The following is an 11,657-nucleotide window of genomic DNA, read 5'->3' on the forward strand; positions in this document are numbered from 1 at the left end:
AACCGCGCGGTACGGAGCCGGCCGCCACCGCGACCAGGGGACGGATGGGACCGCGCAGTGCGGGGCTACGACCGCTACGAGCCTGACGATCACCTCTCGAAGTTCGAGGCCGAGATGGAGCGGCTGAAGAACGAGCGGGAGAAGGCCGTCCAGCACGCCGACGACCTCGGCTACCAGGTCGAGGTTCTGCGCGCCAAGCTGCACGAGGTGCGGCGCGCGCTGGCGAGCCGCCCTGCCTACGACAGCGCCAACGTCGGCTACCAGGCAGAGCAGTTGCTGCGGGACGCCCAGCTCCAGGCGGAGCAGGTGCGCGCCGACGCCGAGCGCGAGCTGCGGCAGACCCGTGCCCAGACCCAGCGGCTGCTCCAGGAGCAGGCCGAGCAGCAGGCCCGGCTCGAAGCCGAGTTGCACGCCGAGGCGGTGGCCCGCCGTCAGCGCCTGGACCAGGAGCTGGCCGAGCGCCGCGCCACCGTCGAGTCGCACGTCAACGAGAACGTCGCCTGGGCCGAGCAGCTGCGCGCCCGTACCGAGGCACAGGCCCGCAGGCTGCTCGACGAGTCCCGCACCGAGGCCGAGCAGGCGCTGACCGCCGCCCGCGCCGAGGCCCAGCGCCTCGCCGACCAGGCCCGGGACCGGCTGGGTTCGGAGGCGGAGACCGCCCGCGGCGAGGCCGAGACGATCCTGCGCCGGGCCCGCACCGAGGCCGAGCGGCTGCTGACCAAGGCGGGGGCGCAGGCCCAGGAGGCCACCGAACACGCCGAGCAGCTGCGCACCTCCACCACCCAGGAGTCGGACCAGGCCCGCCGGCACGCCGTCGAGCAGACCCGCGCCGCCGAGGCGCGGATGCTGGAGGCCGAGACGGCGCTGCGCGAGGCGCGCGCCGAGGCCGAGAAGGTGCTCGGCGAGGCGAAGGACGCGGCGGCCAAGCGGCTTTCGGCCACCGAATCGGACAACGAGCAGCGCGCCCGCACCGCCAAGGCGGAGGTCGCCCGGCTGGTCGGCGAGGCCACCAAGCAGGCCGACGCGATCCGCGCCGAGGCCGAGGAGCTGCGGGACGATGCCCGCGCCGAGGCCGAGCGGCTGCTCGCCGAGGCCGGAGACGACGCCCGGGCCAGGGTCGCCGAGGACTCGGCGGCGCAGCTGGCCAAGGCCGCGCGCAGCGCCGAGGAGGTGCTGACCCGGGCCTCGGAGCAGGCGCAGGCCACCACCAAGGCGGCGACCGAGGAAGCGGAGCGGATCCGGCACGAGGCCGAGACCGAGGCCGACCGGCTGCGCGGCGAGGCGCACGACACCGCCAACCAGCTCAAGGGCGCGGCGAAGGACGACACCAAGGAGTACCGCGCCAAGACCGCCGAGCTGCAGGAGGAGGCGCGCAGGCTGCGCGGCGAGGCCGAGCAGCAGCGGTCGGACGCGGTCGCCGAGGGCGAGCGGATCCGGGCCGAGGCGCGCCGCGAGGCCGTCGAGCAGATCGAGGAGGCGGCCAGCACCGCCGAGGACCTGCTGACGAAGGCGAAGCAGGACGCGGAGGAGACGCGTTCGGGCGCGACCACCGAGAGCGAGCGGGTCCGCACCGAGGCGATCGAGCGGGCGAACGCGCTGCGGCGGCAGGCCGACGAGCTGCTGAAGCGGGCCCGCGGCGAGGCCGAGGAGCTGGTGACCTCGGCCGAGGAGCAGGCCGGGCGGGTCAAGGAGGAGGCGACCCGTACCGCCGAGGAGCTGCGCGAGGAGGCCGAGCAGGCGGCCGAGGCGCGGCGGAGCGAGGCCGAGGCCGAGCTGACCCGGCGGCACGAGGAGGCGGAGGCCCGGTTCAGCTCCGCCGAGCAGGAGCTGAACGACGCCCGGACCGAGGCCGAGCGGCTGCGCCGGGAGTCCACCGAGGACATCGAGCGGCAGCGCGCGGAGTCCGCGGAGCGGCTGGAGAGCCTGCGCCAGCAGGCCGAGGAGGAGGCCGACCGGCTGCGCGACGAGGCAGCCGCGGACGCGTCCAACGCGCGCGCCGAGGGCGAGTCGGTGGCGGTACGGCTGCGCGGCGAGGCCGCCGCGGAGGCCGAGCGGCTGCGGAGCGAGGCGCAGGAGACCGCGGACCGGGTGCGGGCGGAGGCGGCGAGCGCCGCCGAGCGGATCGGCGCCGAGGCCGCCGAGGCCCTGGCCGCCTCCCAGGAGGAGGCGGCGCGGCGCCGCCGCGAGGCCGAGGAACTGCTGGGCGACGCCCGCGAGGAGGCGCAGCAGGAGCGTACGGCGGCGCGCGAGCAGGGCGAGGAGCTGCTGGCGGCGGCCCGGACCCGGGTGAGCGAAGCGCAGGCCGAGGCGCAGCGGCTGACCGACGAGGCCGAACAGCACGCGCAGGACCTGGTGTCGGCCGCCGAGCAGCACGCCCAGTCCGTACGGGACGCGGTCGCGGGGCTGCACGAGCAGGCCGAGTCGGAGATCACCGGACTGCGGCAGGCCGCCGAGCACGCGGCGGAGCGCACCCGGCACGACGCGCAGGAGGAGGCCGACCGGGTCCGCGCGGACGCGTACGCGGAGCGCGAGCGCGCCTCGGTCGACGCCTCGCGGGTGCGGCGGGCGGCACACGAGGAGGCGGAGGCCGCCAAGTCGCTCGCGGAGCGCACGGTCGCGGAGGCGATCGCCGAGGCGGAGCAGTTGGGCGCGCGCTCCCGCGACGAGGCCAACCGTCGCCGCTCGGACGCCGCGGAGCAGGCGGACCGGCTGCTCGGCGAGGCGAACCACGAGGCGGAGCGGCTGCGCGCGGAGGCCAACGAGACGCTGGACGAGGCCCGCAGGAGCGCCAACAAGACCCGTGGGGAGGCCGCCGAGCAGGCCGACACGCTGGTCAGCGGCGCCACCGAGGAGGCCCAGCGGATCGTCGCGGAGGCCACCGCCCGGTCGCAGGCGCTGCGTACGGAGGCGGCGGACGCGCGGGCGAGCGCGGACCAGGACGCGGCGCGCACCCGGGCGCAGGCCCGCAGCGACGCGAACAACATCCGCTCGGAGGCGGCGGCCCAGGCCGACCGGCTGGTCTCCGAGGCGTCCCACGAGGCGGACCGGCTGGTCGGGGAGGCCACCACCGAGGCCGAACGGCTGCGCACCGAGGCGGCGGAGACGGTCGGTTCGGCGCAGCAGCACGCGCAGCGCACCCGCGCCGAGTCGGAGCGGGTCGCGGCGGACGCGGCGGCCGAGGCGGAGCGCATCCGCACCGAGGCGCAGAACGAGGCCGACCGGCTGGTCGACCGGGCGCGCGAGGACGCCAACAAGCGCCGCTCGGACGCGGCCGAGCAGGCGGACCGGCTGGTCACCGAGTCCTCGGCGGAGGCCGAGCGGCTCACCACGGAGGCGCAGGAGTCGGCGCTGCAGGCGACGGCCGCGGCCGAGGAGCAGGCGGACGCCATGGTGGGCGCGGCCCGCCAGGAGGCCGACCGGCTGGTCGCCGAGGCCACCGCGCAGTCCAACGGCCTGGTGGAGAAGGCCCGTACGGACTCCGACACCATGCTGTCCGAGGCCCGCGGCGACGCGACGGCCATCCGGGAGCGCGCCGAGGAGCTGCGGGCGACGACCGCGGCCGAGGTGGAGGAGCTGCACGAGCGGGCCCGCCGGGAGTCGGCGGAGCAGATGAAGGCGACCGGCGAGCGGGTCGACAAGCTCGTCGCGGCGGCCACCGCGCAGCTGATGAAGGCCGAGGAGAAGGCCAAGTCGCTGGTCTCGGAGGCGGAGACCGAGGCGAGCCGGGTGCGGATCCAGGCCGTGAAGAAGGCCGAGGGGCTGCTCAAGGAGGCCGAGCAGAAGCGGGTCGAGGCCTCGAAGGACGCCGAGCGCACCAAGTCCGACGCGACGGCGGAGGCGAAGGAGATCGTCGACGAGGGCAAGCGCGAGCTGGAGTTGCTCAAGCGCCGCCGCGAGGACATCAACGCGGAAATCACCCGTGTCCAGGACGTCCTGGAAGCGTTGGAATCTTTCGAGACTCCCGCGTCGGGCGGCGCGGGCGGCAAGGAGAACGGCGCAGTGAAGACGGGGGCGGGAGCGGGATCGACACGGTCGAGTGGAAAGCGGTCCGATGGGTAGGGGAACACGGTCCGACGGCTAGCTGCACTGGGCGTGTCGTGTCCGTATCATCCCGACGAGTGACAAGGTCTCCGTCTTACGTCCACTCAAAAGGCTGGACATTCTCCAGATCAAACGGACGTTGACTCGATGACACGCCGTTCGGCCCCCTAGGATTTGCTCTATCACCTCACCGGTCTCTTTCGACAGGAACCCCATGAGCGACACTTCCTCCCCCTTCGGCTTCGAGCTCGTGCGGCGTGGGTACGACCGCGGTCAGGTGGACGACCGCATTACCAAGCTCATCGCCGACCGCGACAGCGCACTGTCCCGCATCACCTCGCTCGAGAAGCGCATCGAGGAGCTGCACCTCGAAACGCAGAACGCGCAGGCCCAGATCAACGACGCGGAGCCGTCCTACGCGGGTCTCGGCGCCCGGGTCGAGAAGATCCTCCGCCTCGCCGAGGAAGAGGCGAAGGACCTGCGCGAGGAGGCCCGCCGCGCCTCCGAGCAGCACCGCGAACTGGCCGAGTCCTCCGCCCAGCAGGTCCGTAACGACGCCGAGGCGTTCGCCGCCGACCGCAAGGCGAAGGCCGAGGACGAGGGCGCGCGGATCGTCGAGAAGGCGAAGGGCGAAGCCACCACGCTGCGTCAGGAAGCGCAGAAGGACGCCCAGTCCAAGCGCGAGGAGGCGGACTCCCTCTTCGAGGAGACCCGCGCCAAGGCCGCGCAGGCCGCCGCCGACTTCGAGACGAACCTGGCCAAGCGCCGCGAGCAGTCCGAGCGCGACCTGGCCTCCCGTCAGGCCAAGGCCGAGAAGCGGCTCGCGGAGATCGAGCACCGCGCCGAGCAGCTGCGCCTGGAGGCCGAGAAGCTGCGCACCGACGCCGAGCGCCGCGCCCGCCAGACGGTGGAGACCGCGCAGCGCCAGGCCGAGGACATCGTGGCCGACGCGAACGCCAAGGCGGACCGCATCCGCAGCGAATCCGAGCGCGAGCTGGCGGCGCTGACCAACCGCCGCGACAGCATCAACGCCCAGCTGACCAACGTCCGCGAGATGCTGGCCACGCTGACCGGCGCGGCCGTGGCCGCGGCCGGGAACCCGGGCGAGGAAGAGGCCGCCACCCGCGGCGTCCCGGCCCAGCAGACCCGGTGACGCTCGGTCCCGGCTTAGGGGGTGTCTTGTCGATCAGGCCGGATCAGCGAGCGGCGTCTGGTGCGGTGGCTCGCAACCCGCGTGAGGAGAGCGCAGCGGCGCTGCGTGCGACGAGCGCGGGGCCGCGAGGTGCCGTGCCAGGCGTCGGGAGCCCGGCATGATCGGCGAGACGCCCCCTTTAGCGCTCCGTGCCCCGTGCCGCCAGCAGTAGCGGCGCGGGGCACGCGCATGTCCGGGCGCGGTCGGTGCGCGTAGCCTCGGCAGGGTGGATGACCGCAGTCTCAGCGCGCTCGGCTTCGGCGATGTGCCCGCCGAGGCGCCGCTCACCTATCCCGGGCGGCCCGTGACCGCCCCCACGCTGCTCACCGGCGGCGAGCTGCACCCCCTCGACCCGGCGCTCCTGGACGGCCGGTTCCGGGACCGGCATCCCGTGATCGCCGTCGGGTCCAACGCCTCCCCCGCGCAGCTGCACTACAAGCTCAGCCTGCCCGGGCGGCCCGCGACCGTGCCCATGGTTCCGGTCCGGGTGCACGGCGTCGCGGTCGGCTGCTCGGCGCACATCGGGCGGTACGGGTACGTCGCCTCCGCTCCGTACGGCGACCCCGCCGCCCGTACGCCCCTCGTCGTCAGCTGGCTCGACGACGCGCAGCTGGAGGCCGTCGACCGTACCGAGGTGCCCAACTACCGGCGGGTGCGGCTGGCCGGGGCGGACGTCCCGATGGTGATGCCGTCCGGGGAGCGGCTGGAAGCGGCGTACCTCTACGTCAGTACGCACGGCGTGCTCACCGCGCCCGGCGACGGCGGGCGGCCCCTGCCGGGCGGGGGCGACCAGGCCGCGCTGCTGACCCGGCTGCTCGACTCCTCCGCGCGGCTGCGGGACCTCCTCGGCCCCGATCCCGCCGCCTGGGTGGACCGGGCGGGGGCCGACGCGGCGGTGCGGGCGGCGGGCACCCGGGTGTTCCACGACGAGGGCTGGGCCAGGTCAGAGGGTTACGATCGGCTTTCCATCCCGTCTTAACGGGAACCGTCAATCCCCCGTTAAGCTCCTAACTCCTACGGGGGCGAGGCGCCCCGACCCATTCGCACGAGGGGCGGAGCATGATCGAGGCAGTCGGCCTGACGAAACGCTATGGCGACAAGACGGCCGTGTACAACCTGTCGTTCCAGGTGCGGCCCGGCACGGTCACCGGCTTCCTGGGCCCGAACGGCTCCGGTAAATCGACCACGATGCGCATGATCCTCGGCCTTGACGAGCCCACCGCGGGACATGTCACGGTCGGCGGCTATCCCTTCCGCAAGCTGCCCAACGCCCCGCGCCAGGTCGGCGCGCTCCTCGACGCCAAGGCCGTGCACGGCGGCCGCAGCGCCCGCCAGCACCTGCTGTGCCTCGCCCAGCTGTCCGGCATCCCGGCCCGCCGGGTCGACGAGGTGCTGGGCGTGGTCGGCCTGCAGAACGTCGCCCGCAAGCGCTCCAAGGGCTTCTCGCTCGGCATGGGCCAGCGCCTGGGCATCGCGGCCGCGCTGCTCGGCGACCCGCAGGTGCTGCTCTTCGACGAGCCGGTCAACGGTCTGGACCCCGAGGGCATCCTGTGGGTCCGCAACCTCATGAAGCAGCTGGCCTCCGAGGGCCGCACGGTCTTCGTCTCCAGCCACCTCATGAGCGAGATGGCGCTCACCGCCGACCAGCTGATCGTGATCGGCCGCGGGCAGCTGCTCGCGGACATGAGCGTCAAGGACTTCATCTCCTTCAACTCGGCGGACTTCGCCCGGGTCCGCACCCCCGACGCCGAACCGCAGGCGCGCGAGAAGCTGACCGCCGCGCTGAGCGAGGCCGGTGGCCAGGTGCTGCCGGAGCAGGACGGCGCCCTGCGGGTGACCGGGCTGCCGCTGCCGCGCATCAGCGAGGTGGCGCACACGGCGGACGTCCGGCTGTGGGAGCTGTCCCCGCACCAGGCGTCGCTGGAGGAGGCGTACATGCGGATGACGCAGGGCGCCGTGGACTACCGCTCGACGGCCGACCAGCGCGCCGGGCTGCAGCAGGCGCCCGCCGGGTACGGCCCGCAGGGCGGGGCGTACGGCTACGCGCCGGGCGCACCGGGTGCGCCAGGTGCGCCGGGCGTCCCGGGGCAGCCGCCCGGGCCGTATCCGCCCGCGACCGTGATGCCGGGGTACGCCGAGCCGCCCGCCCCGCCGCAGGGCGCAGCCCCGCCGCAGCCCGTCGCCGCGCCCGCGCGGCGCCCGGCCGCTCCCCCGGCGCAGCCGCCCGCCGCACCGGCTCAGCCGCCCGCCTCCGCACCCGCCACGATGACCAAGCGCGACAACGAGGACGCCTGATGACGACGCCGTACCAGCAGCAGGGCCAGGCGCCCGTCCCACCGCAGACTCCGCCGCAGCAGCAGCCGTACGCACCGCAGCAGCCTTACGGACAGCAACCGCCACAGCCGCCGCAGGCACCGCAGCACCACGCACCGCAGCACCAGGCGCCGCATCTGCCGCCGGGCTACGTGTCACCGCCCCCCGGCGCCCCCGCGCAGCCGTACGCCGCCGTGGGCACCTACACCTCGCCGATCCCCATCCAGCGCACCCACCTCGGGAACGCCCTCGCCTCCGAGTGGACCAAGATCAAGTCGGTGCGCTCGACGATCTGGACACTGAGCGTCATGGTCGGGCTGGTCGTCGGGATCGGATTCCTGACGTCGGCCAGCACCAGCGACACCGACTACCAGAGCGTGCCCACCACCCTGCCCGGGTTCTTCGGCGCCCTGCTCGGCCAGCTGTGCATCATCACCCTCGGCGTGCTGGTGGTCTCGTCCGAGTACGGCACGGGGATGATCCGCACCACCTTCACCGCCTCCCCGGCCCGCGCCCGCGTGCTGACCGCCAAGGCGCTGGTCTTCTTCTCGCTCGCGTTCGTCACCACGACCCTCTCGCTCGCCCTCGTGGCCTTCATCAGCTCCGGGATGCACAGCGGCCCGGACGTCACGCAGCCGAACAACGACCAGCTGCTGGGCGCGACCATCGGCGTCGGGACGTATGTCTCGCTGCTCGGGCTGCTCTCGCTCGCCGTCGGCAGCATGCTGCGGCACTCGGCCGGTGCGATCACCACGATGCTGGGTGTGGTGCTGCTCCCGTCGATCCTCCCCGCGTTCCTGATGATGTCGCCCAGCCTGGCGGATCTGGGCGTGGAGATGCAGAAGTACTCCTCGCCGTTCGCGCTGGCCGCGCTCTTCCGGATCGACGACTCGGTGGGCTCCGGCTGGTCGCAGCTGGGCGTGCTGGCGGTCGTCACCGCGGCGGCCTTCGTCGCGGCGTACGCCCTGCTGGAGAAGCGCGACGTGTAGACGTGTAGCGGAACGCTCAGTACCGCGGGGCGTTACGAGACCGCTGGAGCTTGGCGCTCCGGCGGTCTCGCGCGTTCCAGCAGGCCTTGTGCCAGTGGCGGCGGTCGTCCACGCCCATGTGCTGCTGCCAGGCCACCACATGCGGCACCCCGGGCGGGATCTCCTGATCGCATCCGGGGCAGCGGTAGTGCTTGGCTCCCGTCCCGCCACCCACCAGCCGCACCACCCACTCCTCGCCCTGCCAGTTCTCGGTGCGCTCCAGTCCGTAACGGTCCGTGCCCACGCGGTTTTCGGACTTCTCGCCACCTCGCGGACGGTTTCGGCGTGGAGACACGGGGCACCTCGACAGGGCTGGGAGCTACTGACTGTGACCAGCGTACGCGCTGCGGTCACGCACCTGGTAAGTCGTCTTCCACACCCACACTCAGATCATCATGAAAAATACTTGCCAGGCCGTGCCCTTGGCACGTGTCAGACGTTAATGCCAGTAGAGGATGCCCGCGTCGGCGATGGAGCCGCGACAAGGAGGCAGATGGCATGCGTGTGGGGGCTTTCATTCTGGCCGCTCAGTTTCCCGGCCAAGGACAGGAGGAGGCGCTGCACCGGGCGGTCCGCTCGGCCGAACTGTCCGAGTCCGCCGGGCTCGACGCGGTGTGGCTCGCCGAGCACCACTTCGTGCCGTACGGCGTCTGTCCGTCCGCCGTCACCCTCGCCGCGCTGCTGCTGGGGCGTACCCAGCGCATAGGCGTCGGTACTGCGGTGAGCGTACTTCCGACGGCGCACCCCGTCGCACTGGGTGAGCAAGCGGCACTGCTTCATCTCAGCTCCGGTGGCCGCTTCACCCTCGGCGTCGGCCGTGGCGGTCCCTGGGTCGACCTGGAGGTCTTCGGCGCCGGGCTGCGGGCGTACGAGCACGGCTTCCCCGAGGCGCTCGACCTGCTGCTGCGCTGGCTGCGGGAGCCCCGGGTGGGGGCGGACGGCGAGCGGTTCGCCTTCCGCGAGGTCCCCGTCGTACCGCGCCCGGACGACCCGGCCACGACGGGCACCCCGCCCGTGGTCATGGCCTGCACCTCGCCCGGCAGTGTGCGGCTGGCCGCCGAGCGCGGGCTGCCGATGCTGCTGGGCATGCACTGCGGGGACGAGGAGAAGGCCGAGGCGATCGGGCTGTGGAAGAAGTCCGCGCTGGCCGCGGGCCACTCCCCCGACGAGGTCGCGACGGTGGCCGCGGAGCACGTCTCGGCCGGGGTGGTGCAGATCGAGGACGCGCGCCCCGCGGCGGCGGAGACCCTGACCAAGGCGATGCCGGGATGGTTACGGCAGGGGCTGGGCGCCCATGTCACCGTCGACGGCCGGGAGCGCCGGATGCGCGACCCGCATCGCTACGCGGAGCTGCTGTGCGAACTGCACCCGGTGGGCCCGCCCCGGCTGTGCGCCGACCGGCTGGCGGCGACCGCCGAGCGCACCGGCATCACGCGCTTCGCGCTGCTGGTGGAGGGGTCGGGCGATCTGGCCGCCACCGAGCAGAACGTGCGGCGGCTCGGTGGTGAAGTGCTGCCGCTCCTGCGCTGAGACACCTCCCCCTGGTGGAGCGGCAGCGGACATCGTGTCAGCAGTCGCGCAGGGTGGGCGACTGGTTCAGCAGCTGGCCCCGGATCGAGGTAAAGCGGGCCAGGCGGTCATCGGACGACGCGTCCAGCGGAAAGACCGCCACCCGATGGCAGTTCTGGAAGGCCAGCCGCACCCCGAAGTGGCGCTGCAGCGCGCCACGTATCGCGTCACTCGCCAGCGCGCGGAGCAGCTGTCCGCGGGCCTGCTCGTCCGGCGGCGGCGTCTGGTTGTCGGCGAACTCCCCGCCGTCGACCTTCAGCTGGGCCACCAGAGAGCTGATCATCTCCCATGCGTACGGTAGGGAGTTCCGGACGCAGTCGACGAATGCGGCTTCGTCGACCTCGCCTCGCTCGGCCTGTTCGAGAAGGGCCGGTGAGACGTCGAGCGACATGGGTTCTCCTCTCGCGACCCCGGATGCGGGGTCTCAGGGATGGGATGGGCGGACGGCGACGCAGCGTACGCGTCCGGCGACCGCCCGATTCAACGGTATTCCGGCCACTGTGCGCGCACCACCGATACGGGCACACAACCAGCCAATGCTGAACGGGTCCATCGCCGGACGAATCGCGTGGAGCCTTCGCGGTCGAGTAGCGTTGCGGACCATGCGTCTCGTCATCGCCCGGTGCTCCGTCGACTACGCCGGCCGCCTCACCGCCCACCTTCCCTCGGCACCCCGCCTGATCCTCGTCAAGGCAGACGGCAGCGTGTCCATTCACGCGGACGACAGGGCCTACAAACCCCTCAACTGGATGTCTCCGCCGTGCACGCTGAAGGAAGGCGATGACAATGTGTGGACGGTCGTGAACAAAGCGGGCGAGAAGCTCATCATCACCATGGAGGACGTTCTCCATGATTCCTCGCATGAACTCGGCGTGGACCCCGGGTTGATCAAGGATGGCGTCGAGGCCCATCTGCAGGAGCTGCTCGCCGATCGTATCGAGACACTGGGCGATGGCTGGACGCTTATTCGGCGTGAATACCCCACTGCCATTGGCCCCGTGGACATTCTCTGCCGGGACGCGGACGGCACGACGGTGGCGGTCGAGATCAAGCGGCGCGGTGAGATCGACGGCGTCGAGCAGCTCACCCGCTATCTCGAACTGCTCAACCGGGATCCGCACCTCGCGCCGGTGAAGGGTGTGTTCGCGGCGCAGGAGATCAAGCCGCAGGCGCGGGTGCTGGCCACGGACCGTGGCATCGGGTGTGCCGTCCTGGACTACAACGCCCTTCGCGGCATCGAGGACGACAAGCTCCGCCTCTTCTGACGCTCCGGAACCCACCACTTCCCGCCACGGCGGCCGCCTGCCGCTGGCTGGTTCCCGGCGGTCTGTTCCCCAGCCCCGCCCCTTCCCGAAACCATGGGCTCCGCCCCCGGACCCCGTACGCCCTTCGGGCGTGTGTCCTCAAGCGCCGGACGGGCTGGCACCCACTGCCGTCCGCCGAGGTCGGCTGGGGTGCGCCGCTGGTAGACGGTTCCGTCGACGGACCAGGTGATCGCGTTCGGGCTCCAGTCG

At 72.9% G+C, this 11,657-nt stretch carries 9 protein-coding genes; 7 read left to right on the forward strand and 2 right to left on the reverse strand.

What is annotated here, in order from left to right:
- Positions 1-57 precede the first annotated feature (57 nt).
- From scy to ACWC5C_RS17070, 5 genes are all read left to right on the forward strand, one after another.
- Positions 58-4,059, forward strand: coding sequence for a polarized growth protein Scy (scy, locus tag ACWC5C_RS17050; RefSeq protein WP_450876144.1), 4,002 nt, complete (start codon positions 58-60; stop codon positions 4,057-4,059).
- Positions 4,060-4,255: 196 nt separating this feature from the next.
- Positions 4,256-5,194 carry a cellulose-binding protein gene (locus ACWC5C_RS17055; protein WP_450876145.1) on the forward strand — a complete coding sequence of 313 codons (939 nt, stop codon included), beginning with the start codon at positions 4,256-4,258 and terminating at the stop codon, positions 5,192-5,194.
- Between the two features lie 265 nt (positions 5,195-5,459).
- Positions 5,460-6,212 (forward strand): hypothetical protein, encoded by a 753-nt coding sequence (locus ACWC5C_RS17060; RefSeq protein ID WP_450876146.1) that lies wholly within the window; start codon positions 5,460-5,462, stop codon positions 6,210-6,212.
- Between the two features lie 80 nt (positions 6,213-6,292).
- Complete coding sequence (locus tag ACWC5C_RS17065; RefSeq protein WP_450876147.1) at positions 6,293-7,528, forward strand: ABC transporter ATP-binding protein; 1,236 nt, start codon at positions 6,293-6,295, stop codon at positions 7,526-7,528.
- Positions 7,528-8,535: an ABC transporter permease gene (locus ACWC5C_RS17070; protein ID WP_450876148.1), complete on the forward strand. Its 1,008-nt coding sequence runs from the start codon at positions 7,528-7,530 to the stop codon at positions 8,533-8,535. Before ACWC5C_RS17065 ends, ACWC5C_RS17070 begins: the two co-directional genes overlap by 1 nt.
- A gap of 16 nt (positions 8,536-8,551) precedes the next feature.
- Here the strand turns inward: ACWC5C_RS17070 and ACWC5C_RS17075 are convergent, their stop codons facing one another.
- Positions 8,552-8,869 (reverse strand): ATP/GTP-binding protein, encoded by a 318-nt coding sequence (locus tag ACWC5C_RS17075; RefSeq protein WP_450876149.1) that lies wholly within the window; start codon positions 8,867-8,869, stop codon positions 8,552-8,554.
- A 203-nt stretch (positions 8,870-9,072) separates the two neighbouring features.
- On the opposite strand from ACWC5C_RS17075, the gene ACWC5C_RS17080 reads away from it, so the two are divergent.
- A complete protein-coding gene (locus ACWC5C_RS17080; RefSeq protein ID WP_450876150.1) occupies positions 9,073-10,104 on the forward strand; it encodes an LLM class flavin-dependent oxidoreductase in 1,032 nt (343 codons plus the stop codon).
- Positions 10,105-10,141: 37 nt separating this feature from the next.
- Here the strand turns inward: ACWC5C_RS17080 and ACWC5C_RS17085 are convergent, their stop codons facing one another.
- Positions 10,142-10,534, reverse strand: coding sequence for an SCO5389 family protein (locus ACWC5C_RS17085; protein WP_055547655.1), 393 nt, complete (start codon positions 10,532-10,534; stop codon positions 10,142-10,144).
- A 211-nt stretch (positions 10,535-10,745) separates the two neighbouring features.
- On the opposite strand from ACWC5C_RS17085, the gene nucS reads away from it, so the two are divergent.
- The gene (gene nucS / locus ACWC5C_RS17090) at positions 10,746-11,408 is read left to right on the forward strand and encodes an endonuclease NucS (RefSeq protein WP_450876151.1); all 663 of its coding nucleotides are present in this window, start codon (positions 10,746-10,748) and stop codon (positions 11,406-11,408) included.
- Positions 11,409-11,657: the final 249 nt, after the last annotated feature.

It is taken from the genome of Streptomyces sp. NPDC001700 (assembly GCF_053596435.1).

Bases quoted from the DNA above. Each gene is read 5' to 3' on its own strand.
- ACWC5C_RS17055 (WP_450876145.1), top strand. From the start codon at position 4,256: ATGAGCGACACTTCCTCCCCCTTCGGCTTCGAGCTCGTGCGGCGTGGG.
- ACWC5C_RS17065 (WP_450876147.1), top strand. From the start codon at position 6,293: ATGATCGAGGCAGTCGGCCTGACGAAACGCTATGGCGACAAGACGGCC.
- ACWC5C_RS17070 (WP_450876148.1), top strand. From the start codon at position 7,528: ATGACGACGCCGTACCAGCAGCAGGGCCAGGCGCCCGTCCCACCGCAG.
- ACWC5C_RS17080 (WP_450876150.1), top strand. From the start codon at position 9,073: ATGCGTGTGGGGGCTTTCATTCTGGCCGCTCAGTTTCCCGGCCAAGGA.
- ACWC5C_RS17085 (WP_055547655.1), bottom strand. From the start codon at position 10,534: ATGTCGCTCGACGTCTCACCGGCCCTTCTCGAACAGGCCGAGCGAGGC.
- nucS (WP_450876151.1), top strand. From the start codon at position 10,746: ATGCGTCTCGTCATCGCCCGGTGCTCCGTCGACTACGCCGGCCGCCTC.